Annotated in this window: 21 protein-coding genes; 13 read left to right on the top strand and 8 right to left on the bottom strand. The window is 63.5% G+C overall.

Annotated elements, in window-relative coordinates; genetic code table 11:
• Positions 1-260: 260 nt before the first annotated feature.
• Positions 261-1562: an FAD-dependent oxidoreductase gene (locus K288_RS0110245; protein WP_027579461.1), complete on the bottom strand. Its 1302-nt coding sequence runs from the start codon at positions 1560-1562 to the stop codon at positions 261-263.
• A gap of 118 nt (positions 1563-1680) precedes the next feature.
• On the opposite strand from K288_RS0110245, the gene K288_RS0110240 reads away from it, so the two are divergent.
• The 4 genes from K288_RS0110240 (at position 1681) to K288_RS0110225 (ending at position 5728) form a co-directional block, all read left to right on the top strand.
• Positions 1681-2535 carry a VOC family protein gene (locus K288_RS0110240; RefSeq protein WP_027579460.1) on the top strand — a complete coding sequence of 285 codons (855 nt, stop codon included), beginning with the start codon at positions 1681-1683 and terminating at the stop codon, positions 2533-2535.
• A gap of 114 nt (positions 2536-2649) precedes the next feature.
• Positions 2650-3972: a sugar ABC transporter substrate-binding protein gene (locus tag K288_RS0110235; RefSeq protein WP_027579459.1), complete on the top strand. Its 1323-nt coding sequence runs from the start codon at positions 2650-2652 to the stop codon at positions 3970-3972.
• The gene (locus K288_RS0110230; RefSeq protein WP_027579458.1) at positions 3969-4907 is read left to right on the top strand and encodes a sugar ABC transporter permease; all 939 of its coding nucleotides are present in this window, start codon (positions 3969-3971) and stop codon (positions 4905-4907) included. Before K288_RS0110235 ends, K288_RS0110230 begins: the two co-directional genes overlap by 4 nt.
• A complete protein-coding gene (locus tag K288_RS0110225; RefSeq protein WP_027579457.1) occupies positions 4904-5728 on the top strand; it encodes a carbohydrate ABC transporter permease in 825 nt (274 codons plus the stop codon). The genes K288_RS0110230 and K288_RS0110225 overlap by 4 nt, the downstream gene beginning before the upstream one ends.
• A 166-nt stretch (positions 5729-5894) precedes the next feature.
• Here K288_RS0110225 and K288_RS0110220 read toward each other — a convergent pair whose 3' ends face one another.
• The 4 genes from K288_RS0110220 to K288_RS0110205 form a co-directional block, all read right to left on the bottom strand.
• Positions 5895-7553: a hypothetical protein gene (locus tag K288_RS0110220; protein ID WP_027579456.1), complete on the bottom strand. Its 1659-nt coding sequence runs from the start codon at positions 7551-7553 to the stop codon at positions 5895-5897.
• A gap of 9 nt (positions 7554-7562) precedes the next feature.
• Positions 7563-8264: an isochorismatase family cysteine hydrolase gene (locus tag K288_RS0110215; protein WP_027579455.1), complete on the bottom strand. Its 702-nt coding sequence runs from the start codon at positions 8262-8264 to the stop codon at positions 7563-7565.
• A gap of 234 nt (positions 8265-8498) precedes the next feature.
• Positions 8499-9557: a putative sulfate exporter family transporter gene (locus K288_RS0110210; protein ID WP_043159578.1), complete on the bottom strand. Its 1059-nt coding sequence runs from the start codon at positions 9555-9557 to the stop codon at positions 8499-8501.
• Positions 9558-9738: 181 nt separating this feature from the next.
• A complete protein-coding gene (locus K288_RS0110205) occupies positions 9739-9957 on the bottom strand; it encodes a hypothetical protein (RefSeq protein WP_027579453.1) in 219 nt (72 codons plus the stop codon).
• Positions 9958-10215: 258 nt separating this feature from the next.
• On the opposite strand from K288_RS0110205, the gene K288_RS0110200 reads away from it, so the two are divergent.
• A complete protein-coding gene (locus tag K288_RS0110200; RefSeq protein ID WP_027579452.1) occupies positions 10216-11229 on the top strand; it encodes a formamidase in 1014 nt (337 codons plus the stop codon).
• Between the two features lie 98 nt (positions 11230-11327).
• On the opposite strand, the gene K288_RS0110195 is transcribed toward K288_RS0110200, so the two are convergent.
• Positions 11328-12605, bottom strand: coding sequence for an allantoate amidohydrolase (locus K288_RS0110195; protein WP_027579451.1), 1278 nt, complete (start codon positions 12603-12605; stop codon positions 11328-11330).
• Between the two features lie 328 nt (positions 12606-12933).
• Here K288_RS0110195 and K288_RS0110190 point away from each other — a divergent pair, with 328 nt between their 5' ends.
• From K288_RS0110190 to K288_RS0110165, 6 genes are read left to right on the top strand one after another with little or no spacing between them, the layout of a single operon-like run.
• Positions 12934-14043: a BMP family ABC transporter substrate-binding protein gene (locus K288_RS0110190; RefSeq protein WP_027579450.1), complete on the top strand. Its 1110-nt coding sequence runs from the start codon at positions 12934-12936 to the stop codon at positions 14041-14043.
• Entirely contained in the window at positions 14040-15149 is a 1110-nt protein-coding gene (locus K288_RS0110185; protein ID WP_027579449.1) for an ABC transporter permease, read from the top strand. Before K288_RS0110190 ends, K288_RS0110185 begins: the two co-directional genes overlap by 4 nt.
• A gap of 1 nt (position 15150) precedes the next feature.
• A complete protein-coding gene (locus tag K288_RS0110180) occupies positions 15151-16077 on the top strand; it encodes an ABC transporter permease (protein ID WP_027579448.1) in 927 nt (308 codons plus the stop codon).
• 24 nt (positions 16078-16101) lie between these two features.
• Entirely contained in the window at positions 16102-16785 is a 684-nt protein-coding gene (locus K288_RS0110175) for an isochorismatase family cysteine hydrolase (protein WP_027579447.1), read from the top strand.
• A complete protein-coding gene (locus K288_RS0110170; protein WP_027579446.1) occupies positions 16782-18314 on the top strand; it encodes an ABC transporter ATP-binding protein in 1533 nt (510 codons plus the stop codon). Before K288_RS0110175 ends, K288_RS0110170 begins: the two co-directional genes overlap by 4 nt.
• The gene (locus K288_RS0110165; RefSeq protein WP_043159576.1) at positions 18314-18814 is read left to right on the top strand and encodes a nucleoside deaminase; all 501 of its coding nucleotides are present in this window, start codon (positions 18314-18316) and stop codon (positions 18812-18814) included. The genes K288_RS0110170 and K288_RS0110165 overlap by 1 nt, the downstream gene beginning before the upstream one ends.
• A 106-nt stretch (positions 18815-18920) precedes the next feature.
• Here K288_RS0110165 and K288_RS0110160 read toward each other — a convergent pair whose 3' ends face one another.
• Both K288_RS0110160 and K288_RS0110155 read right to left on the bottom strand, forming a co-directional pair.
• Positions 18921-20048: a hypothetical protein gene (locus K288_RS0110160; RefSeq protein WP_043159575.1), complete on the bottom strand. Its 1128-nt coding sequence runs from the start codon at positions 20046-20048 to the stop codon at positions 18921-18923.
• Between the two features lie 696 nt (positions 20049-20744).
• A complete protein-coding gene (locus tag K288_RS0110155; protein ID WP_027579443.1) occupies positions 20745-22094 on the bottom strand; it encodes an 8-oxoguanine deaminase in 1350 nt (449 codons plus the stop codon).
• Between the two features lie 203 nt (positions 22095-22297).
• Here K288_RS0110155 and K288_RS0110150 point away from each other — a divergent pair, with 203 nt between their 5' ends.
• Both K288_RS0110150 and K288_RS0110145 read left to right on the top strand, forming a co-directional pair.
• Entirely contained in the window at positions 22298-23119 is an 822-nt protein-coding gene (locus K288_RS0110150; RefSeq protein WP_027579442.1) for an FAD binding domain-containing protein, read from the top strand.
• Positions 23116-25848, top strand: a complete 2733-nt coding sequence (locus tag K288_RS0110145) for a molybdopterin-dependent oxidoreductase (protein ID WP_027579441.1) — start codon at positions 23116-23118, stop codon at positions 25846-25848. Before K288_RS0110150 ends, K288_RS0110145 begins: the two co-directional genes overlap by 4 nt.
• Positions 25849-25988: the final 140 nt, after the last annotated feature.

The raw sequence follows: 25988 nt of genomic DNA, 5'->3' as shown, positions 1-25988 counted from the left end.
ATGCTCAGGCGCTCGTTCCAAACCTCGATTTTTCGGACCCCGGAACTCGGGGCATCGGCCGGGCGATTGCGGTCTGTTCGGTCAGGGTTTCGAACAGTTGTGGCAAGCCGCCTGTGACTTCGGCTGACACCTGCGCGACATTCCGACCATATTCGAGTTACGTCAGGAATGCTCTCTTGACGGATACCGCGCTCGGCATGGCTTGGTATCCTGGAACGCCCTTACCGAACTGATCTCCAGTCGCCACGGCGCTTCATGCTCTAGATCTCCCGCGCATCGCGGCGGCGGTAGACCAATAGCATCAACGGCGCGAACTTTCGCAGCAGTCCATGCACAGCAATCGGCTGCGGTTCGGTGAAAGGCAGCGCCAGTTCCTTCAGCGGCACGCCGCGCACCGCCTTGGCAAACTCGGCGCCGATCGCGATCGTCAGCGCCACCGCGCGGCCGTTGCAGCCGGTCCAACCGTAGGCGTCGGGACCGAGCTGGTGGAAACGCGGCAGGAAATCGGTGGTCATGCCGACATAGCCGTTCCAGACGTGGTCGAAGGACACTTCTCCGATCTGTGGCCACAGGCGCTGCAGCCGTTCGGCCACCCTTGCCTTCAGCCGCGCGACCTTGTCACCCGGGCCGATGACGGCGCCGCCGGTGACGAGCCGATTGCGCGCGTCGTAGCGCGCGAAATAGAGCTCGCCATGGGTATCGGACATCGCCTGCCGTCCCGGAATGATTGACTTGCGGACATTGTCTGACAACGGCTGCGTCGCCATCTGCCACGACAGCACCGGCATCACCTCGGTCGCGATCTTCGGCACCAGTGATTTCACGACCTCTCCGCTATAGGCATTGGTCGCGACCACCAGCGCGCGGCCAGAGACCTCGCCCTTGGCGGTCTTCACCACCCAGCGGTCATTCCGGCGCTCGAAACTCTCGACCGGAGAGCGGGCAAAGATGCGGCCGCCGAGATTGAGCACAGCGCGTGTAAGCTCCCGCGCCAGCGCCAGCGGATTGATGTGGCCGCCGCTCCTGTTCCAGAAGCCGCCGTGCCACGCATCCGAGCCCAGCATGTCGCGGACTTGCTCGCGCGACAGCAACTCGACGGGCGCGCCGAATTTCGACCATTGCCGCACCCGCCGCTCCGCGATCTTGATGCGGCCGGGCGAATGCACCGGCTGCACCCAACCGGTCTGCTCCTGCTCGGCCTGGATATCGTATCGATTGACGACGTCGAACAGTGTCGAGGCGCTGTCGCGCAGCAGGCCGACAAAGCGCTCGCCGGCTGCGTGATGCTTGGCGACGATGTCCTCCGGATCGGGCCGCGACAAGGTCGGGATCACCTGGCCGTTGTTGCGCCCCGAAGCGCCCCAGCCCGGCTCCATCGCTTCGACGACAGCCACGTCCACCCCGGCCTCGCGCAAATGCAGCGCGGTCGACAGTCCCGTGAAACCGCCGCCGATCACGACCACGTCGGCCTGCTGGGTGCCGGTCAATTCGGCCAGATCAGGCGAGGCGGGCGTCACCGCCGCCCATAGGGAATCGGGCCAGCGGATATCAGTGCTTTCCATCATCCATCTCTTCACGATCGCTGCTCGGGCGCCGCATCAATGGGAACGTCGGCTTGCGGGCGCCGGATCGATCTGTTTAGTGTAGTACGCCATCTATCCATGCCGGGGAAACAACAGAGTGTCACTCAAGAACGTCATCGGAATCGATCACGCCGTGATCATGGTGAAGGATCTCGACCGGGCCGCCGACAACTGGAAGCATCTCGGCTTCACCATTTCGCCGCGCGGCACGCATAGCGCGCATATGGGATCTGGCAACTACACCATCATGCTCGACCCCGACTATATCGAACTGCTCGGCGTGCTCACCCCGACCGAGCACAACGCGCCGGCGCGGGCGTTCCTGGAGAAGCGCGGCGAAGGCATCGAGCGCATTGCATTCACCGCGGTCGATTCGGCTGCGGGCGCCGAGGAGATTCGCGCACGTGGTTACGCGCCGATCGGCCCGACCGATTTCGAACGGCCGGTGACGATGCCTGATGGCTCGCTGTCGGCGGCCAAATTCCGCACATTCCAGTGGCCGACCGCGGAGGCGCCTGGCGGCGTGCGCATCTTCGCCTGCCAGCACAAGACCCGCGAGACGGTGTGGATCCCCGAATTGATGACGCATGCCAACGGCGCGAAACGCCTGCGGCAAGTGCTGATCGTGACACCCGAGCCGGCCAAGGATGCTGCGCATCTGTCCAAGATGATCGATGTCGCAGTAAGGAACGAAGCCGACGGCGCTGCCGCCGTGCCATCAGGCTCGGACCGCGCCGACTTCGTGTTCGTGACCAAGGATCAACTCGGCAAACGCTATCCCGGCGTGTCGCTGGCCGCGCTGCCCGAGCGCGGCGGCGCTGGCCTGGTGATCGCAGCCGATCTTGCCGCCGCCGAAAAGGCGCTGGGCTCGGCAGGCGTGCAGAGCGCGGGTGCGATCTGCGTACCGCCGGCGGCAGGCAACGGGACGCTGCTTGCCTTCGTCAAGGCATAACTGACATCTGGCTCGCGCGACAATTGTAGTGTGTTGTCGCGCACATTAGGGCTAGGCAGAGCCCGCGCAAACGTTACTATCTCTCCCAAACAAAAAACGAGCAGGGAGAGAAATATGACGGATCACCAGATCACGCGCCGGCAGCTTTTGGCCGGCACGGCTGCGGCCGGCGCGCTCAGCCTCACCGGATTTCCGGCGCGCGCCGATATTGACTGGAAGAAATACAACGGCACCAAGCTCGAGGTGATCCTCGCCAAGGGACCGCGCGGCGACAATCTGCAAAAATACATCAAGGAGTTCACCGCACTCACCGGCATCCAGGTCGAGTCGGAGCAGATCCCCGAGCAGCAGCAGCGCCAGAAATGTGTCATCGAGCTCGCCTCGGGCAAGCCGAGCTTTGATGTCGTCCACCTCAGCTACCACGTGCAGAAGCGGCAGTTCGAGAAGGCGGGCTGGCTCGCCGATATCTCCGGCTATCTGAAGGACCCGAATCTCACGCCGCCCGACCTGGTCGAAAGCGACTTCTCCGCCGCCGGGCAGCAGTACGCCAAGAACGACAAGGGCCAGATGCTCTCGCTGCCGTGGTCGGTCGACTACTTCATCCTCTATTACAACAAGGAGCTGTTCCAGAAGAAAGGCGTCGAAGTGCCGAAGACGCTGGACGAGATGGTGGTGGCCGCCGAGAAGCTCACCGATCCCAAGGAAGGCACTTTTGGCTTTGTCGGACGCGGCCTGCGCAACGCCAACATGGCGATGTGGACCAACTTCTACCTGAACTACGGCGGCGAATTCCTCGACGCCAAGGGCAACATCCTGACAGACGGGCCCGAGGCGATCGAAGCGACCAAGTTGTACCAGCGGCTGTTGACCAAATCGGCTCCTCCCGGCGTCGCCGGCTTCAACTGGATGGAGTCGATGGCGTCGTTCACGCAAGGCAGGTCCGCGATGTGGATCGACGCCGACGGCTGGGCGCCGCCGCTGGAAGATCCGACCGCATCGCGCGTCGTTGGCAAGGTCGGCTACACCCTCGTGCCCGCTGGGCCCAAGGGCGCTTTTTCCTCGACCTATGGCGACGGCGTCGGCATCGCCGCGGCAAGCAAGAACAAGGAAGCCGCCTACCTCCTCTGCCAATGGGTCGTTTCCAGGACGCAAGCCGCGCGATTGCTGCAGGCCGGCGGCGGCGTGCCGTTCCGCAGTTCGATCGTGAACGACCCAGAAGTCGCCAAGGGCGTGAAGACCCAGGAATGGCTGAAGTCGGTTGTCGACTCCGCCAAGATCAGCAAGCTCGGACTGCCCGTCATCATTCCCGTCGCCGAATTCCGTGACATCGTCGGCGCGGCGCTGACCGCGACACTCTCCGGCGCCGATCCCGCGACCGAACTGAAGAAAGCGCACGAGCAATTCCGGCCCATCCTGGAACGCAGCGAAAAAGCGTGAGCACGATTACGGAAACGACTCCGGCCGCGGCGGAAAGCGCCGCCGCGCCGGAGCAGCAATGGCATCGCCCAACTTACTGGCCTTTCGTGTTGCCGGCGCTCATCGTCGTGCTGGCCGTGATCGTGTTTCCCTGGCTGTTCACGATCTGGATGAGCTTCAACGAATGGAAGGTCGGCTCGCCCACGACGTTCGTCGGGTTCGCCAACTATCTGCGCTTGCCGAACGACCCGCGTTTCGTCGAGGCTGTCGGACACACCATCTTCTACACGGCGCTGTCGGTGATCTTTCCGCTGATCTTCGGCACGCTCGCGGCAGTGGTGTTCCACCAGCGCTTTGCCGGGCGCGGCTTCCTGCGCGGCGTCTTCATCATGCCGATGATGGCCACGCCCGTGGCGATCGCGCTGGTCTGGACCATGATGTTCCACCCGCAGCTCGGCGTGCTCAACTATTTGCTGTCGCTGGTCGGCCTGCCGCCGCAGCTCTGGGTGTTCAATCCGGCGACCGTCATTCCGTCGCTGGTGCTGGTCGAGACCTGGCAATGGACGCCGCTGGTCATGCTGATCGTGCTCGGCGGCCTCGCCGCTATCCCGACCGAGCCCTACGAGAGCGCGGAGATCGACGGCGCCGGGTTCTGGCAGATGTTCCGCTACATCACGCTGCCGCTGATCATGCCGTTCCTGTTCATCGCCGGCATGATCCGCATGATCGACGCGGTGAAGAGTTTCGATATCATCTTCGCGATCACGCAAGGCGGGCCCGGCTCGGCCTCGGAGACCATCAACCTCTATCTCTACAGCGTCGCCTTTGTCTATTACGACCTCGGCTACGGCTCGGCGATTGCCGTGGTGTTCTTCCTGCTGATCGTGCTGCTCGCCGCGATGCTGCTTTACTTGCGCAAGCGGATGCTATGGACGGAGATCGGAGGTGGCGCATGAGCCCGCGCCAACTCCTCGGCCGGATCGGCCTCTGGCTCTCGGTGTTCATCATCGTGTCGCCGGCGATCCTGTTCTTCCTCTGGATGATCTCGCTGTCGCTGAAGTACGAGATCGACAATGCGGCCTATCCGCCGGTGTTCATCCCCGAGCAATTCGCCTGGAAGAACTATGCCGACGTGCTCGCCTCCAACCGCTTCCTGACCTATTTCGTCAACAGCCTGATCGTCACCGGCGGCGCGACACTGCTCGCGATGCTGGTCGGCGTGCCCGCCGGCTATGGCATCGCGCGGATGGCGGCGCATAAATCCGCGATCGTGATCCTGATCGCGCGCATCACACCGGGGCTGTCGTATCTGATCCCGCTGTTCCTCTTGTTCCAGTGGCTGGGGCTGCTCGGCACTCTGGTGCCGCAGATCATCATCCATCTCGTGGTCACCGTGCCGATCGTGATCTGGATCATGATCGGCTATTTCGAGACCACGCCTTTGGAATTGGAGGAAGCCGCACGGATCGATGGCGCCACGCGCTGGCAGGTGTTCCGTCACGTCGCGCTGCCGATCGCGCGCCCGGGACTTGCGGTCGCCTTCATCCTCGCAGTGATCTTCTCCTGGAACAATTTCGTGTTCGGCATCGTGCTGGCGGGACGCGAGACGCGCACCTTGCCGGTTGCCGTCTACAACATGATCTCGTTCGACCAGTTGAGCTGGGGCCCGCTCGCCGCCGCCGCGCTGCTCGTGACTTTCCCGGTGCTGCTGCTCACGGTGTTCGCCCAGCGCCAGATCGTCGCCGGACTCACCGCGGGCGCTGTAAAGGGCGGATAAGGAACGATGTTGAGTGCGGCTCTCTTCACCTCGCCCCGCGTGCGGGGAGAGGTCGGATCGCATCGTAAGATGCGATCCGGGTGAGGGGGAGCCTCCGCGAGTCCGTCTCTCACCGTGTTCGCGGAGATAGCCCCTCCCCCCGCAAGAGCGGGGAGAGGGAGTTACCCTACTCCGCCGGCGCCGCGATCGGGATCTCCGGATGCGAGCTGTAGGCCACGCTGCCGACAGACTTGCTGAGCGCGAACAATCCACCCGCCATCACGAGATAAGCGAACGTCACGCCGGGCGTGACGCCAAGGCCGCCTCCGATGCCGACCGCTTCGCCATGCATGAAACCAAAATAGGTCATGACGGCGCCGGCCAACGCGAAGGCTGATGCCTTCAGGAAGTCGCGTTCGATGATGAAGACGGCGATCGCGCCGAGCACGAGGCCGGCCAAGATCGAGCCTCCTCCCATCACCTCGAGCCCGTGATAGATCACGCCCTGTTGCGGCAGCGCGGCGATCGCAGCCGTCTTGACCTCGCCGACCTTGTCGGCCGCAAGCCCGCCGACGCTCTGAGCCGCCGTCATGGTCGACGCCAGCATGGTGTCGATCTGCAGCTTGGCCCAGGCGGCAAGATGCGGCGTGAATGCCAGCACGATCGCGGGCGCGTGCCTCGCGGGCGTGGTCTGGAACGCCTGCGCGCCGATCAGCATGCCGATATAGAGCAGGATCGGCGAGATCGCGACCACCGGCACCAGCGCCAGCAGCACCGAGATGATGCCGAACCACGACAGCAGCACGACCATGATTCCGGTCGCGGCCGAATAGCCGATCCGTCCACCCATCGCCTTCCAGCCGGGATGGCCGATATAAACGGCGTTGATGAAGGGATTGCCCATCAGGCAGCCGATCAGGCTCACGACGCCATCGGCGGTCAAAACGCGCGTGGTCGGATATTCGTCGCCGGCGGCCTCCGCACTCTCGACGTTATCCATGGCCTCGACGAGATCATAGATGCCGAATGGAATCGCCGTGACGAGAATGATCCCCAGGAACTCGAAACCGGAAAACACGTAGCCGACGGCCGGGACCGGCACCGAGAAGCCGAAATTCGTAAAGGCATCGCCGACGCCTTTCAGGCTCAGGCCGCCGAGCCCGAGTCCGAACAGGTTCGAGCCCCATGCGATGATCATGCCCGCCGCAATCGCAACGAGGCCGGCGGGAATGCCGCGCGGATATTTCACGCCGCCGAACCAGCTCACCAGGATGATGGCGAAACAGATGAGCCCGATCTGCGGTGTCATGTACATTTCGAGCGCCGGCCGCATCGCGATGAAGGTGACGGACACGCCGGCGAGCGTGCCGAGCAGCGCCGCGCGCGGCGTGATCTTCCGGATATACGGCGCGATGAAACCGCCGATCATCAGAATGAAGCTCTGGAAGAACACCCAGACCAGGCCGGCGGACCAGCCCTTGATGGGATCGCCGGTCTTGAGCGTGATCGGCAGCATGATCACGAAAGTGACGATGAACATATGCGGGACGCTGACGCCCGATGGCAACGCGCAGACGTCGCTCCGGCCGGTCCGCTGCGCCAGCCGGTAGGCGAGGAAAGCGTAATAGAAAGTGGAGAGGCACATCATCAGGCCGAGCGCCGGCAGGATGCGGCCGAAGACAAGAGAGTCCGGCATCTTCAGGACGAAGCGCAACAGGCCGGTGAGGACCAGCATGTTGACGAGGATGTTGGTGCCGAAGCCGAAAAACGCGTTCCAGTCGCCCGATGTCCACAGTGCCGGCTTGAACTCGGACCTGCCGGCCGTCTCCGTCATGCTGGTGTTCATGGTAATATCCTAAGCCAATGTTTTCGAAGTCTCCAACGCCTCCAGTACTGCGGCTGAGCTTGTGACCCAGCCGAAGATGCCGCCTTGGGCCTTGATCATCTTCAGGCCCATCTCGTGAAATTCGGGGAAGTAGGATGCGCAGCCGTCGGAGATGACGACGCAGCGATAGCCGCGGTCATTGGCCTCGCGCACGGTGGTGTTGACGCACACTTCGGTGGTGACGCCGCACACCAGCAGATTCTCGATGCCGTATTTCTGCAGCACATCACTCATCTCGGTGGCGTAGAACGCGCCCTTGCCGGGCTTGTCGATCACGATCTCACTGTCGAGTGGATAGAGCTCGGGAATGATGTCGTGGCCGGCCTCGCCGCGGATGAGGATGCGGCCCATCGGACCGGGATCGCCGATGCGCAAGGATGGCGCGCCGCGTTCGACCTTGGCGGGCGGCGCGTCGGAAAGATCTGGCAGATGTCCTTCGCGGGTATGGATCACCAGCATGCCGGTGTCGCGGGCCGCCGACAGCACCGAGCCGATCGGCTTCACGGCGCGCGCTAGCCGGCTGACGTCATTGCCGAGCGTTTCGCCGAAGCCGCCGGGCTCCATGAAATCGCGCTGCATGTCGATGATGACGAGCGCGGTCTTGGTCCAGTCGAGCTCGATCGGCTCCGGCTCCGCGACAATCTTCCCCACTGGATCGCTTGAGTTCGCCATGACGTGCGTGCCCCGAACGAGAGAACTCTTGAGCGGGGTTAAGCAAGCGCCGTGCCATTGTGTACAATTCGGAATCGCGCATCGCCGGAACGAAATCCGTCGCGATTTCAATCCACTGATCGTTTGATGACGCGCTGATTATTCTCTGTGCGAAGCTTTTTCGACGCGCATCTGCTCATTCATTGAGCGGCTTTTTCTTTGCATTCGAGTTGTGCAGCGTCGCCGGACGTACGTTCATCTGAAGAAATGAACGAGCCCGATGCTGATGGCGAGCAGCACCAACAGCGACAGCGTGACCGCGGCTGTCACGCGTCCTCCCACGGTCGCAATGACGCGAATATCGACGCCGAGGCCAAGGGCCGCCATCGACAGCACGGTGAGCAGGACCGCCGTCTTTGTCACCAGGGGGACCACGGCATCTGGAACGAGTTCGAACGATCGCAGCGCGGCCAGGACCAAAAAGCCGATGATGAACCAGGGCACCAGCTTGAACGGACTGATCGCGGCCGCCTTCTCTTGCTGGCGACGGCTGGCCACGAACAAGGAAAGCCCGATCACGATCGGGCCCAGCATCAGCACGCGCACCAGTTTCACCAGCGTCCCGATCTGCGTGCTGACGATGCCGGCAGGCACGGTGGCCGCAAGCACCTGTGGAACGGCATAGACCGTAAGTCCGGCCAGGATGCCGTATTGCGTCGCCGACAATCCCAGGAGCGGGATCAGCAAGGGCAATCCCAGCACCATCAGCACGCCGAGAATCGCCGTAAACGAGATCGACGAGGCGATGTCGTCGCTGTGGGCGTCGATCACGGGGGCAACCGCCGCAATCGCCGAATTTCCACAGATCGAATTGCCGCAGGCGATCAGGATCGACAGCTTGGTCGGTAGGCCGAGCATGCGGCTGACGCCAAAACTGAGCGCCAGCATGATCGCAACCGTGCCCGCGATCGCGCCGATCAGCGCCAGGCCCGAGGCCGCGATCGCGGCGAAGCTGATCGAGGCCCCCAGCAGCACGACGGCGACTTCGAGCAGTTGCTTGGCGCTGAAGGCGATCCCCGAGCGCCATCGCTCGGACGGATTCCAGGCGGTGCGGATCGCCATCCCCAGCAGGATCGCGATCACCAGGGCTTCCACATAGGGATGGTCGAACGCCCGTTCTTCCAGATGCTGGACACCGACCGCGACGAGCGTGATCACGCCGCATAGCGCGATGCCGGGAAGAAGCGAAAAGGTGCGCGCAACGGTACTGGGGCGCCGCGCTGTTTCCTTGATGCTATTGGTATTGTCCGCCACGGTGGCACTCCCTATCGGGAATAATTTATGCGCCTACCATGATGTTTTGGCTAATATATTCTACGGTTTCCCCAGTAACGAGAAGTTATATTCCGGGGATCGGCGCATGCGTCGCTTCAGGCGGGCCTGTCGCCGGCAACCCAGCCGATCTCGGCTGGAACCTTATGTGAACGATCGAACGTCAGAGGGCTGCGAACAGGCCCTGCGCCCAGGCGACGGCGTGGTCGAAATTGAAGACGCCGGCCTCAAAGTAGGCGGCGCGCGCGATCACGATGCCAGCAACAAGCAGCCAGAATGCACCGGTGCCCGCACGCAGCAGCCACGAGGACGCACGCCCGGGTGCTCTAACGCTCTCGGCCGCTATCGGCTCGCCAAACGCATCAAATCCGGGATTGCTCATGGTCGCTTCCATTGAAACAGGCCCTAAATGTCGTCAATTGCGGCCCGGAAGCAATGGTAGCGAAATGTCTTTTGCGGGAGCGACTTGGAAGCATGTTCCCCGTTATAGATGCAGGAAAGAATTTTCGTCTCCCGCCACCGGCCGCACTGACTTCGAGGCGATCACAGCGCCTGGAAAATGGCCTTTCGATGCGGGCAGAAATCCGATTTGCTCTCACCAGATCCCGCGAACGATCAGCACAGGAACAGGGAGTTCGACATGAACGGACTTGGCGGCCTCAACAAATCACCCAATGGCGTCGTGATCGGGCTCGTTCAACTGCAATTGCCCGTTGTGGTGACCAAAGCCGATCTGGCGAAGCAGACCGAGAAGATCGTCTGGATGGTCGGCAAGGCGCGGCGCAACCTGTCGACCATGGATCTCGTCGTGTTTCCCGAATATTCGCTGCATGGCCTGTCGATGGACACCAATCCCGAGATCATGTGCCAGCTCGACGGGCCGGAGGTTGCCGCTTTCAAGCAGGCCTGCGTCGACAACAAGATCTGGGGCTGCTTCTCCATCATGGAGTACAACCCCGATGGCAATCCTTACAATTCAGGCCTGATCATCGACGACCACGGCGAGATCAAGCTCTATTATCGCAAATTCCATCCCTGGATTCCGGTTGAGCCGTGGGAGCCCGGCGACATCGGCATTCCCGTGATCGAGGGGCCGAAGGGCGCCAAGATCGCGCTCATCATCTGCCATGACGGCATGTTCCCGGAAATGGCGCGCGAATGTGCCTACAAGGGCGCCGAGATCATGATCCGCACCGCCGGCTACACCGCGCCGATCCGCGAGAGCTGGCGCTTCACCAACCAGGCCAACGCGTTCCAGAACCTGATGGTAACAGCCAATGTCTGCATGTGCGGGTCCGACGGCTCGTTCGATTCCATGGGCGAAGGCATGATCGTCAATTTCGACGGCACCATCATCGCGCATGGCACCACCGGCCGCGCCGACGAGATCATCACCGCCGAGGTGCGCCCTGACCTGGTACGTGAGGCGCGCATCAACTGGGGTGTCGAGAACAACATCTACCAGCTCTGGCACCGCGGCTATGTCGCGGTGAAGGGCGGCGCGATGGATTGTCCCTACACCTTCATGCAGGACATGGTGTCGGGTCGCTTCCGCCTGCCTTGGGAGGATCAGGTCAAGATCACCGACGGCACCTCCTGCGGCTTCCCCGCTCCGACGCGCATGTTCGGCAAAACGGCGAAAGCGGCGGAGTGATCGGACTTGTAGGATGGGTAGAGCGCAGCGAAACCCATCACCTTCGCCGCGGTCACAAATATTGATGGGTTTCGCTGCGCTCTACCCATCCTACGATGTTACGGCGATATCTCGCCCGCCCGAAAGTTCTCGATCAGACGCAGCAGGACCCGCGCGCCCGCATCAGCGTCGGCAAGGTCGACATGCTCGTCGGGATGGTGGCTGATGCCGCCGCGGCAGCGGACGAAGAGCATGGCGACGTCGGCGACATCGATCATCGCCATGCCGTCATGCCCCGCCCCGCTTGGCAGCTCGAACACGGGATATCCCTCGCCGGCCACTGCCTCGGCCACCTGCGCTTTGAGCCAAGACGCGCAGGGCACGGTGCGGTTCTCATGGGTGACATCGAGTTGCAGCGAGAGCCCGCGGCGCCTTGCGATGGCCTCGATTTCGCGGACGATCTCGGCGACCGCGCGTTTGCGATGCGTATCGGTGGGCGCGCGGACGTCGATGGTGAAGGAGACGAATCCGGGGATCACGTTGGTGGCGCCGGGCCTCGCATCGATATAGCCGACAGTGCCGACGAGACCGCCATCGTCGGTCTTGCAGAATTCCTCAATCGCCGTGATGCATTCGGCAGCGCCCGCCAGCGCATCGCGGCGCGACACCATCGGCACGGTGCCGGCATGGCCGGCCATGCCCGTGAGCTTTGCCGCAAGCCGCGTGGCGCCGGCGATCGCGGTCACCACGCCGACGGGCAGGTCTTTCTCTTCCAGCACCGGCCCCTGCTCGATATGCAGTTCGACATAGGCGAGCAGTTCGCTGCGGACGCGCGCGGCGGCGCCGATATGATCAGGATCGAGCCCGAAGGCGATCATCGCCTCGCGCATGGAGATGCCGGCGTGGTCGCGCGCGTTCAGCACGCTTTCGTCGAAGGTGCCGGCGACTGCGCGGCTGCCGAGCAGGGTCGAAGCAAAGCGGACACCCTCCTCATCGGCAAAGCCGGTCACCTCGATCGCGAAGGGCAATCGGCGGCCGCGCCGGTTGAGATCGGCGACGCAGGAGATCGCGGTGATCAGGCCGAGCGGTCCGTCCCATTTGCCGGCGTCGCGCACGGTGTCGTAATGCGAGCCCAGCATCAGGCACGGTAGGCCGGGCCTGTCGCCCTCGTAACGTCCGCAGACATTGCCGATGGCGTCGAGATGAGCGCTCATCCCGGCCTCGCGCATCCAGGACAGAAGAAGATCGGCCGCCTTGCGGTGCTCGGGCGTCAGATAGATTCGCGCCAGGTGCTCAGGCGTCTCCGATATCGCCGCAAGCAGGTCGATGCGGGCAACGATCGCCTCGCCAAGCAAGGTTGGTCTGGTCCCGGCTCCCGCCGCGTCTGTCTTGCTCATGCTTTTCCAGTGCAGCGCCGCTTTCGATTCCCGCATCCAGGTCGATACAAGTTCAATGCCAGTGCCCTTTCGCGCGATCAACGTCCCCAGCGATGCTTAACAGCCTTGCATACAATGATCTGACTACGCTCAATAATTAGGCCAGCACACTGCCGCTCAAAGTTTGAGCGAAACGCAACATTGAATAATATCCAAGTAATTTCAAGCGATTGATATTTCATGCTCGCCAAATAGGCTCTGGCACGAAGCTTGCGACATCCTGTCTGAGCTCCGCCGTTGGCGCGGACGCGAAACGACCGGCGGCCGGACCGCCCCAGGGGAGCAGGCAATGGATTTCAGCAGGATTTCACGACGGCATTTGTTGCAAGGCGGCGCCGCGCTGGCGCTGGGCGGCACGATCGGCGCGCGCACCGCGCAGGCGGCCGAGACCACCATCGGCTTCATCTATGTCGGATCGCGCGACGACTACGGCTACAACCAGGCGCACGCGCAAGGCGCGGCGGCGCTGAAGAAACTTCCCGGCATCAAGGTGGTCGAGGAAGAGAAGGTGCCGGAGACCGATGCAGTCGAGAAGACCATGGAGTCCATGATCAATCTTGACGGCTCCACACTGCTGTTTCCGACCTCGTTCGGATATTTCAGTCCACACGTGGTCAAGATAGCGAACAAATATCCGAAGATCCGCTTCGAACATTGCGGCGGTCTGTGGACCGAGAAAGACCCGAAGAACGCCGGCAGCTATTTCGGTTATATCGACGAGGCGCAGTTCATTTCCGGCATCGTTGCGGGCTATTCGACCAAGAGCGGCAAGCTCGGCTTCGTCGCCGCCAAGCCAATCCCGCAGGTGCTGCGCAACATCAACGCCTTCACCCTCGGCGCCAAGCTCGCCAACCCCAAGGCAACCACGCAAGTGATATTCACCGGCGACTGGTCGATGCCGGTCAAGGAAGCCGAGGCCACCAACAGCCTGATCGACCAGGGCGTCGACGTGCTAACCTGCCATGTCGACGGCCCCAAGACCATGGTCGAGAACGCCGCACGCCGCGGCGCTTTCGTCTGCGGCTATCACGTCAACCAGTCCCCACTCGCGCCAAAGGCCTATCTCACCGGCGCCGAATGGAATTGGGAAGCGCTCTATCCGAAATTCCTGAAGATGATCACCTCGGGCGAATCGATCCCGAACTTCTATCGTGGCGGCCTGAAGGAAGAGATCGTCAAATGTTCGCCCTATGGCGAAGCGGTCTCGGCCGAAGCACGCAAGCATGCCGACGAGATGAAGGCGAAGCTTGTTCTCGGCGAATACACCATCTTCAAGGGACCGATCCTCGACAACAAGGGCAAGACGGTGATCGCGGCCAGTGTCGAGCGCGGCCAGAAGGATCCCGAGCTCGAAAAGATGGACTATCTGATCGAAGGCGTGATCGGAGCGACTTCGTGACAACAGACACGGCTGACTCGGCCGAGGCGGTCGGGGTCGCCCCGGCCGCCGATCCGGGTTTCCTGCAGCGCTACGGCGCCACCATCGAATACATCCTGATCCCGGGGGCGGCCCTGATCGGCGCGCTCGCGGCCTTCGGCGTGTTCGTCGCGCTGTACGGCAAGAATCCGCTCGATCTCTATTTCTACATGTACCAGGGCGCGTTCGGCACCTGGTTCTCCTGGCAGAACACGCTGACCCGCGCAGCGCCCGTGATCCTGACTGCGCTGTGCACGGCGCTGCCGGCGCAGCTCGGCATGGTGATCATCGGCGGCGAAGGCGCGCTGCTGATCGGCGCGCTGGCAGCCACCAGCGCCGCGCTCGCGATGCAATGGGCGCCGCCGCTGGTGGTGCAGATCGCGATGGTCATTGCCGGCGTGATCGGCGGTGGATTGTGGATCACGCTGTCGGGCGCGCTCCGGCAGTATCGCGGCGTCAACGAGACGATCTCGAGCCTGCTGCTGGTCTATATCGCGCTTGCGATCCTCAACCATCTCGTCGAAGGCGTGATGCGCGATCCCGCCAGTCTCAACAAGCCCTCGACCCGCGAGATAGGCGCAGCCAACATGATCGGCACCATCCCTGGCACCGATGTGCATTGGGGCCTGGTGTTCGGCCTTGTCTGTGCGATCGCCTCCTACGTCCTGATCTATCACACCACCTTCGGCTTTGCTGCGCGTGTCGCCGGCGGCAATATCCGCGCCGCCAAGATCGTCGGCCTCGGCGTCGGCAAACTGATCATGACGATCTGCTTTCTTGCCGGCGGTTGCGCCGGCCTTGCCGGCATGATCGAGGTCGCCGCCGTCCAGGGACGCACCAACGCCAATCTCGCCGCCGGTTACGGCTTCACCGGCATCCTGGTCGCCTTCCTGTCGCGGCAGAATCCGCTCGCGGTGATTCCGGTTGCGGTCCTGCTCGGCGGCATCAGCGCCAGCGGCGGCCTGTTGCAGCGGCGGCTCGGACTGCCCGACGCTTCCGTGCTGGTGCTGCAGGGCATCATCTTCGTGTTTGTGCTCGCGAGCGACGCGGTCTACGGCCGCATCGGCTTCCTGAGAGGAAAGTCCTGACATGGCAGACGCATCGATCGGATTGTGGACCGTTCCGCTCGCCGTGCTCGGCGGCGCCATCCGCGTCTCGACGCCGTTCCTGTTCGTCAGCTTAGGGGAATGCATCACTGAGCGCAGCGGCCGCATCAATCTCGGCCTCGAGGGCACGCTGGTGATGGGCGCGATGAGCGCCTACGGCGTCTCCTATCTCACCGGCTCGCCCTGGCTCGGGGTACTTGCCGCCGGCATCACCGGCGCGCTGCTCGGTGCGCTCCACGCCGGCATTTGCTCATTGCCGCGCGTGAACGACGTCGCGGTCGGAATCGCGCTGATGCTGTTCGGCATCGGCCTCGCCTTCTTCCTCGGCAAGCCCTTGATCGAGCCGACGGCGCCGCGGCTGCCAGCCATCGATTTCGGCTGGTGGAGCGACATTCCGCAGGTCCGCGCCGCACTCCGCATCAACGTTCTGTTCCTGATCGGGGTCGCGATCGCACCCATTCTCTATTGGGCGTTCAAGGCCACGCGCTGGGGGCTTTTGATCCGCACCGCCGGCGAGAGCTCGGACGCGGCACGCGCGATGGGCCATTCGGTGCTGCTGATCCGGCTCCGCGCCACCATGGTCGGCGGCTTCCTCGCCGGGATCGGCGGCTCGTTCCTGTCGCTGTTCTATCCTGGAAGCTGGAACGAAGGCCTATCCTCAGGACAGGGCATCACCGCGGTCGCGCTCGTGATCTTCGCGCGCTGGGATCCCCTGCTCTGCCTGTGGGCCTCGCTCGCCTTTGGCGGCGCGGCAGCGCTGGGACCGGCGCTGCAATCGGTCGGCGTCACCTCGGGCTACCACCTGTTCAATGCCGCGCCGTACATCCTGACGCTCGCGATCATGATCATCACCTGCTCGCCGAAGCGCACGCTGACCGGCGCGCCCGCCGAGCTTTCCATCACTCGCTAATCACGCGCACAGCCGAGGTCATCCATGTCCGAGCGCACTATCAAGTCCGAGCCCTACGCCTGGCCCTACAATGGCGATCTGCGCCCGGAAAACACCGCGCTCGTCATCATCGACATGCAGATCGATTTCTGTGGCGTCGGCGGCTATGTCGACAAGATGGGCTACGATCTCTCGCTGACGCGGGCGCCGATCGAGCCGATCAAGCGTCTGCTCGCGGTGATGCGAAGCCAAGGCTATCACATCATCCACACTCGCGAGGGGCACCGGCCCGATCTCGCCGATCTTCCCGCCAACAAGCGCTGGCGCTCGCGCCAGATCGGCGCCGGCATTGGCGATCCCGGCCCTTGCGGCCGCATCCTGGTGCGCGGCGAGCCCGGCTGGGAGATCATCCCGGATCTTGCCCCGCTGCCTGGCGAGCCGACCATCGACAAGCCCGGCAAGGGCTCGTTCTGTGCGACCGACCTGGAGCTGATGCTCCGCCTGCGCGGCATCGAAAATATCGTGCTGACCGGCATCACCACCGACGTTTGCGTCCACACCACGATGCGCGAGGCCAATGACCGCGGCTTCGAATGCGTGCTGATCGAGGATTGCTGCGGCGCGACCGACAAGGGCAATCACGACCATGCGCTGAAGATGATCAAGATGCAGGGCGGCGTGTTCGGCGCGGTGGCGAAATCCGGCGACCTGATCGGAGCGATCTCGTGATCATCGGCGAGCCACCCGCCCCGACTGGCGCCTTCGGCGTCGACGCGATCGCCATGACCATGCGCTTCGGCGATTTCCTGGCGCTCGACAATGTCGAGCTGAAGGTGCGTCCCGGCTCCTTCCACGCGCTGCTCGGCGAGAACGGTGCGGGGAAGAGCACGCTCGTCAAATGCATCATGGGCTATTACCACGCGACCCAGGGCGACATCCTGATCGGTGGGCGTGAGCAGAAGATCGGCAACCCGAAGGACGCGCACGCGCTCGGGCTCGGCATGGTCTACCAGCATTTCACCCTGGTGCCGGCGATGACGGTCGCCGAAAACCTGGTGCTGGCGCGCGACGACGTTCCTGTTGTGGTGGACTGGAGCAGGGAGAAGAAGGAGCTCGAGGCGTTCCTGGCGCGGATGCCGTTCAAGGTGCCGCTGGACGCCAAGGTCTCCGATATCTCCGCCGGCGAGCGGCAGAAGTGCGAGATCCTGAAGCAGCTCTACCTGAAGCGGCGCTTCCTGATCCTGGACGAGCCGACCTCGGTGCTGACGCCTGGCGAGGCCGACGAGGTCTTGGGCATGTTGCGCGCGATGGTCGTATCAGGTGAATTGACCATCCTGATGATTACCCACAAATTCCGTGAGGTGATGGCCTTTGCCGATGAGGTGACCATCCTTCGGCGCGGAAAACTCGCCGGCCAGGGCCGCGTCGCCGAGCTGACGCCGGACGACATGGCGCGCACCATGATCGGCGCCGAACAACTGACCGTACAGCCGCCGCGCGTCGGTGAGGTCGGCGAGGCGCGGCTGGAGCTGGACAGGATCACCGCGCTGGACGATGCCGGCGCAGTCGCCGTCCAGAATGTTTCACTCACGGTCCGCGGCGGCGAGATCGTCGGCATCGCCGGCGTCTCCGGCAACGGCCAGCGGCAGCTCGTGGAAGTCCTCGCCGGCCAGCGCGAAGCCGAGAACGGCCAAATCCGCATCCGCGGCGAGCGCTATTCGGCGACACGCGAGGAGATGCGGCGGCACAAGTTGTCGGTATTGCCGGAAGAGCCGTTGAAGAACGCCTGCGTCGGCGGCATGAGCGTGGCCGACAACATCGCCTTCCGCGACTTCGACCGCGCGCCTTTTGCCAAGGGCGGCTGGTGGCTCAACGGTGCGGCCTTCCGCAAGAATGCCGAACGCAAGATCGGCCTCTACAAGATCAAGACGCGTACGCCGGATACGCCGATCTCCGCGCTCTCAGGCGGCAACGTGCAGCGCGCGGTGCTGGCACGCGAGCTCGGCGGCGAGGTCGAGGTGCTGATCGCGGCCAATCCCTGCTTCGGGCTCGATTTCGCAGCGGTGGCGCAGATCCATGCCGAGATCATGGCGGCGCGCAACCGCGGCGCGGCGGTGCTTCTCGTCAGCGAAGACCTTGACGAACTGCTCGAACTTTCCGACCGTCTGGTCGTGATGTTCCATGGTGAGTTCGTCCACGAGGCCCGCGCCAGCGAGGCCGATCTCACCGAGATCGGGCGGCACATGGCGGGACATTGATGACGGATATTTCTGCGCTGACTCAGGAAGAAGCTGACCTGCATTTCCTGCGGCGGTCCTTCGAGGTCGCTCGCCGCTCCGTCACCCACGGCAACCATCCGTTCGGCTCCGTTCTCGTCGACCGCAATCGCAATGTGCTGATGGAGATGGAGAACGGCTATATGCCATCCCGTGACGGCACCGCGCATGCCGAGCGCTTGCTCGCAACAAAAGCCTGTACGACGCTGGCGCCTGACGTCCTCGAGCACGCCACGCTCTATTCGTCCGCAGAGCCCTGCGCGATGTGCTCGGGCGCGATCTACTGGGCCGGCATCGGGCGGCTGGTCTATGGCTTGAGCGAACATCGCCTGCGCGAGATCACCGGCAATCATCCGGAGAACCCGACGCTCGACCTGCCCTGCCGCGAAGTCTTCCGGACCGGGCAGCGACCGACCGATGTCGTAGGGCCGCTGATCGAGGAAGAAGCAGCGGAGCTCCACGCCGGCCTCTGGCGGAAATAGCGCGAAGCACTGCCTCGCTTGCGGCTTGTCGACGCCGCCTGGAAAAAAAAAATGGCGCCACGAGGTCATCGCGGCGCCCAGTTCACCTGGAGAACGGATAGGTGCTTTAGAACTTCACGGTGATACCGCCGTAGACCGTCGACTCGGTGCAGCTGTTGGTGCTGAACGTCACGCCGGCCGCGTTGGTCAGGGTGCAGACGCCGGGCGCTGCGTTATGGTCGAGGCCGAACTTGTTCTGCCAGTAGCGGTAAGCAACCCAGAGATCGACGAAGTGGGTATACTTCGGTCCCCAGACCGCCTTGCTGGCGTCGAAGGTCAGACGGATCGGCTCGCTGTTGAACTCAACGGCGGTAGCGGTGCTGAACGGTCCGGTGCCGAAGCCAACCAGCGGGTTGTTCTGGTCACCCTTCTTGCCGTACCAGGCAGCGCGGCCGCTGATCGAGAAGAACTGCATGCTCTCCGGCAGGAAGCCGAGGTCCATATAATAGTTGGTTTCGACCGCCCAGGTCGGATTGAAGCTGGTGTTGCCGTCCGGAAGGCAGGTGGCGCCTGGCGCCGGATACGGAATGCCGGGACCGAACAGTCCGCACTGGTTGAAGGCGTTGTGGTTCGAGAACTCCCAGGACGCCAATGGCGACACGTTGAAATAGCCCTTGTAGGGCAGCGCGAATTCGAACTGCAGGCCGGCCACGACCTGTCGCTTGGCCGGAGCCAGGAAGGTGTTCTCGCTGTTGGCGTCCATACCGACTTCTAAGGAGACGTTGGTGAGCGGTCCGACGTTGAAGGCCTTGGTGTTGAAGATCTGGTTGAAGCCGAAGGTCGAGCGGAACAGACCATAGATTTCGGTGGCGCCGGCGCAATCGGCTGGCGCGCCAGTGATCAGCACGCCGGCATTGGAGCACGGCGAAGCAGGATCGTTTTGACCCGACTTGAACATCGAGATCGTGAAGAAGTTGGTGCCGTAGGTCCAGATGTCGAAGTGGGTGAACGAGTAGACCTGCTTGGCCGTCGTGCCGTTGATCGTACCGTTCGGCTGAATGGAGTAAGCGCCGGGATCGGTGCCCTTGGGCATCCAGGAGAAGGTCACGCGATTATCGATCAGCAGGAAGAACGGTAAATCAGGCGCTGGCTTCGGCGCTTTGACCGCCAGGTCGGCCGCACTGGCGAACCCGGCGGGCGCAAGAGTGGCAAGTGACAGTGCCGCGGCTGCCAGGTTTCGGCGAAGACTGAGCATATTTGTGTGTACCCCCAAGTTGACGTGCGAAAGTTCGAGGCCCTTCGCAAACGACCCTTGCGCCGTTCCCGTGAAGTGAGAAGCCTCAAGTTTTTCCACAGCGTGCTGCAAGTTTCGGCACGTAAAGACTGCAACGTCAGTGTTTTAGGGAGTGGCAAGCGGCGCCGCGCAAACGCGAAAGCAACCTCCGCGCGTGTTGCGCATTTTCCGCTTTTCCCTATTTCTATTGGTCTTCTGCGGCGTTTGAGCGCAGAGCCTTGCGGCGCCGTGCGATCGTTGCGCGTGATTGTACGCAGTCGAAACTTGGCTGCTCAACTTTTTGTCAGCGCTGCTTAGACGGACTCGAATTGTCTCGATCGTCGCAAATTTGCAACAGCGATCGAATGATGTCCGCGCGAAGAAGAAAGAGCAAACGCAGTCAGTAGCACAGCTCACGTCATTCTCAGTGTCGTCCCCGCGAAGGCGGAGACCCATAACCACAGGGAGGTGTTGTGGCAGGAGCAAGCGGTTGTAGCGGAGCACACAACACAGGCCTGTGGTTATCAGGCTCAAGGCTACGCCAAGGGGCTTCGCCGCGGCGCGCAAGCCCGGGACGACGCCGTCATTGCGAGCGCAGCGAAGCAATCCATAGCGCCACAAGCGGAGACGTGGATTGCTTCGCTTCGCTCGCAATGACGGAGAGAGCGGACTGCGATCTCAGCCTGCCTGCATCGCGTGGGCGGCGGCGGTGTGGCGGCGGATCAGGTCGGCGACGTCCAGGCCGGGGATGGCGCCGTCGATCACGGCCCACTTGCCGCCGACCATTACGCGGTCGGCGCGGTGCGCGCCGCACAGCACCAGCGCGGCGAGCGGGTCGCCATGGCCCGAGAAGCGCAACTCGTCGAGCTTGAACAGAGCGAGATCGGCGGCCTTGCCGACGGCGATCTCGCCGAGCTCGGGGCGGCCGACACAAGCGGCGGAGCCCCTGGTCGCCCAGCGCAGCGCATCCTTGTGGCTGACGCGGTCGACGCCGTAGCGGGCGCGCTGCACCAGGAAGGCCGCGCGCACCTCCTGCATCAGATTGGATTCGTCGTTGGAGGCCGAGCCGTCGACGCCAAGGCCAATTCCGACACCGGCCTGCTCCATCTCGCAGACCGGGCAGCAGCCTGATGCCAGCGCCTGGTTGCTGCAGGCGCAGTGGCTGATGGTGGTCCCGGCCTCGCCGAGCCGCTTGATTTCATCGGCGTTGAAATGGATGCCATGCGCGAGCCAGGTGCGCCCGTTGAGCCAGCCGCATTGCTCGAGATAATCGAGCGGCCGGCAGCGGTGCATCTGTTCGCAGAATCTGTTTTCGTCCTCGGTTTCGGCCAGATGGGTGTGCAGGCGGACATCGAGCTTGTCGGCAAGCTCGGCGGTCTTCTGCATCAGCGAGGTCGTCACCGAGAACGGCGAGCATGGCGCGAGCGCGATCTGGACCATCGCCTGCTCGCCGCGCTCGTGATGTTTTGCGACCACGCGCGCGCTGTCGGCCAGAATAGTATCCTCATCCTGCACGACGCTATCCGGCGGCAGACCGCCGTCGCGCACGGACAGATTCATTGAGCCGCGCGTGAGCAGCACGCGCAAGCCGAGGCGCTTTGCGACGGCCACCTCGATATCGACGGCTTCCTCGAGCCCAGCGGGAAACACATAGTGGTGATCGGTCGTGGTGGTGCAGCCGGACAGCAGCAGTTCCGACATTGCAACGGTCACCCCGAGCTGAAGCGATTCCGGTGTCAGCCGCGCCCACACCGGATAAAGTGCCTTGAGCCAGGGAAACAGCTCGCGGTCGAGCGCGGCCGGAAGTGCCCGCGTGAGGGTCTGGTAGAAGTGATGATGGGTGTTGATCAGTCCCGGCAGCACAACATGTTCGGCTGCGTCGAACACCGTTACCGACGTAGCCGCCGGTTCCTTGCCGCGGCCGACCAATTCGACGATCTTGCCACCCTGGACCACGACGCCGCGTTCGGCGCCTTCGGCCAGAATGGAAAGCGGATCCTTGATCCAGATCAGCTGCGTTTGGTCCATAATCCCACCATCTCTCGAGAGGCACCGGTGCCTTCTTGTGCATGATCTTTTCGGAAAACCGGTATCCACTTTTCCGGATCATGCTTGTTCAATGCAAGGACCGTCCCAATTATGGCCAACAATTGGCGTCGGTCTTGCAAGGATTCTTAAGTGAACAAGACTCTTAAGCGAGGATGCATCCTGTTGAAAGCGTCGGCGTATCGATGGACTTGAACACGATTACGGAAGTCGCCCATCCGAAATCCCGGGCGCAACTGCCCGTTTGGACGGCAGGCGATGCTTGGCTGGCGGGCGGCACATGGCTGTTCTCGGAGCCACAGGCGCATCTGAGGCGGCTGATCGATCTCACTGAGCTGAAATGGCCGGCGCTGACGATCGGCGACGACAACTTCACCATCGCCGCCACCTGCACGGTGGCGCAGCTTGACGGCTTTGCCTGCCCTCCGGACTGGATCGCCTCGCCGCTGATCAACCAGTGCTGCCGCTCGTTCCTCGCCTCCTTCAAGATCTGGAAGACCGCGACCGTTGGCGGCAATATCTGCATGTCGCTGCCAGCGGGACCGATGATCTCGCTGACTTCTGCGCTCGACGGCATCGCCACGATCTGGCAGGCCGATGGCGGCGAGCGGACGATTCCCGTCATGGACTTTATCACCGGCAATCAGCAGAACCTGCTTCGACCCGGCGACCTGCTGCGGCAGATCGATATTCCGCTTGCGTCGCTGCGGCGACGTTCGGCGTTCCGCCAGATCTCGCTGACGCCGGTCGGCCGCTCTGCAACGCTCTTGATTGGAAGCATCGATAGCGACAGCGGCTTCGCGCTGACCGTGACCGCCGCGACGATACGGCCGATCAGGCTCGCCTTCGCCTCCATCCCGGAGCAGGAGGAATTGCGCGAGACGATCCTGCAGCGCATCCCGGACAATCTCTATCACACCGACATCCACGGCAAACCGATCTGGCGCAAGCACATGACGCTGCGGCTCGCGGAAGAGATCCGCGCTGAACTCAAGGCGCAGCCATGACCTTCGACATCAACGGCAAGACATTCGCGAAAACGCCCCGGGCCGGACAATGCCTGCGCACCTTCCTGCGCGACCTCGGGCATTTCGGCGTCAAGAAAGGCTGCGACGCCGGCGATTGCGGCGCCTGCACCGTGCTGCTCGACGGCGAGCCGGTGCATAGCTGCCTGATCCCGGCGTTCCGCGCCGAAGGACATGCCGTCACCACCATCGAGGGATTTGCGCCCGATGGCGGCACCCATCCGCTGCAGCAGGCCTTCCTCGACGCGCAGGGATTCCAGTGCGGCTTCTGCACCGCCGGCATGATCCTGACCTGCGCATCGCTGAACCAGGCGCAGCGGCAGGACCTCGGCGTCTCGCTGAAGGGCAATATCTGCCGCTGCACCGGCTATCGCTCGATCGAAGACGCGCTCGACGGCAAGAGAAACATAGAAGACGCCGACGCCGGCACCGCCTTCGGCCGCAGCCTGCCGGCGCCGGCCGGACCACTGGTGGTGCGCGGAGCGGCGCCCTACACTTTCGATACGAAGATCGATGGCCTGCTGCACGTCAAGCTGCTGCGCTCGCCGCATCCGCACGCCAAGATCGTCTCGATCGACAAGAGCGCGGCGCTCGCGGTATCCGGCGTCCACGCCGTGCTGACCCATGAGGACGCACCAAAGCTTCTGTTCTCGACCGCGCGGCATGAGAAGGACTGGATGGACCCCGAGGATACGCGCGTCCTCGACGACGTCGTCCGCTTCATCGGCCAGAAGGTCGCCGCCGTCGTGGCAGAGACCGAGGCTGCCGCCGAAGAGGGCTGCCGCCGCCTCCAGGTCGACTATGAGCTGCTGCCCGCCGTGTTCGATCCGGCGGAGGCGATCGCGCCGGGCGCCCCGGCCCTTCATGGCGACAAGACGGTCGAACGTCGCATCACCAACCCCGCGCGCAACCTCGTCGCGGAGACGCATGGCGAATATGGCGATGTCGCGAAAGGATTGGCGGAAGCTGCCGTCACCTATGAGGGGACGTTCACCACCCAGCGCGTCCAGCATGCCGCGCTGGAGACCCATGGCGGGCTCGCCTGGATCGACGCCAATGGCATCCTCAACGTCCGTTCCAGCACGCAGGTGCCATTCCTGACCCGGCGAGGACTGTCGCAGATCTTCGATCTGCCACCGGAGCGGATCAGGGTGTTCTGCGAACGCGTCGGCGGCGGCTTTGGCGGCAAGCAGGAGATGTTCGTCGAGGACATCCTTGCATTGGCCGCGCTCAAGACCGGACGCCCCGTCAAGCTCGAATTCACCCGCGAGGAGCAGTTCATCGCCACCTCGACGCGGCATCCGATGCGCGTCAAGGTGAAGGCCGGTGCCGACAACGACGGCAAACTGACCGCGCTGCAGCTCGATGTGCTCTCCAACACCGGCGCCTATGGCAATCATGCCGGCCCGGTGATGTTTCATGCGGTGGCGGAATCGGTCAGCGTCTACAACTGTCCGAACAAGAGGGTCGACGGCGTCGTCGCCTACACCAACACGCTGCCGGCCGGCGCCTTCCGCGGCTACGGCCTGCCGCAAGGCCTGTTTGCCGTGGAAGCGGCGATTGACGAGCTCGCAAAACAGCTCAGCATCAACCCGTTCGAGTTTCGCCGCCGCAATGTCGTGAAACCCGGCGATCCCATGCTGTCGCCGCCGCCTTCGCAATATCACGACGTGCTCTATGGCTCCTACGGCCTCGACCAGTGTCTCGACCTGGTCGAGCGCGCGATGAGTGCGGAAACGCCGCGGCATGGACTGGCGCCTGAGTGGCTGGTCGGCGACGGCATGGCGCTGACGATGATCGACACCGTCCCGCCGGCGGGGCACCTCTCCGATTCCAAGATCGCGCTGCGTGAGGATGGCGGCTTCGACCTGACCGTCGGCACCGCCGAATTCGGCAACGGCACCAGCACGGTGCATCGCCAGATCGCGGCGAGCGCACTGGCGACGACGGTCGATCGCATCGTCCTGAAGCAATCCGACACCGCGCATGGCGGCCACGATACCGGCGCCTATGGCAGCGCCGGCATCTTCGTCGCCGGACGCGCGACGCAACACGCAGCGGAAAATCTCGCTGCCGCGATCAAGGCGCTCGCGGCCGAGATGACTGAGGGCGACGCCGGTTCATGCGTGCTGGACAACGAAACCGTCGTCTGCGGCAAGCGGCGCCTGTCCTTCGCCGAGTTGGCGAAAGCAGCGAAGGCGCGTGGCGGCGTGCTGGAAGCCAGCGGCAGCGCGGATGGTACGCCGCGCTCGGTCTCCTTCAACGTGCAGGGCTTCCGCGTCGCCGTGAACAAGGCCACCGGCGAAGTCAGGATCCTGAAGAGCGTGCAGGCGGCCGACGCCGGCCGCGTCGCCAACCCCATGCAATGCCGCGGGCAGATCGAAGGCGGCGTCGCGCAAGCGCTCGGCGCCGCGCTTTATGAAGAGCTCGTGATCGACGATGGCGGACGGGTGATCAATCCGAGGTTCCGCGACTATCACCTGCCTTCCTATGCCGATGTGCCGCGCACCGAAGTCTTCTTCGCGGAGACGTCGGATGCGGTCGGGCCGATGGGCGCGAAATCGATGAGCGAGAGCCCATACAATCCCGTCGCCGCCGCACTCGGCAACGCGATCGCCAACGCCACCGGCATCCGCTTCACCAGCGTGCCTTTCAAGCCGGACCGCCTGTTCCCGGCGCTGCACGAGAAGTATGGGGAGACAAAAACCTGATACGGTTTCGTTGGCTCGGTCATGCGGCGAATTCAGTTCACCTCCCCCGCTTGCGGGCAGGGCTATCGCATATGGCTGAGGAGCTGCATGAGGAAAGCATCGTCCCAGCCGGCACGTTTGATCTTGAGACGGATGGATTT

The sequence above is a fragment of the Bradyrhizobium sp. Ai1a-2 genome, assembly GCF_000426245.1.
Classification (GTDB): Bacteria; Pseudomonadota; Alphaproteobacteria; order Rhizobiales; family Xanthobacteraceae; genus Bradyrhizobium.
Note: the sequence above shows the minus strand (reverse complement) of the source record. Positions and strands in the feature narration are given on the sequence as shown.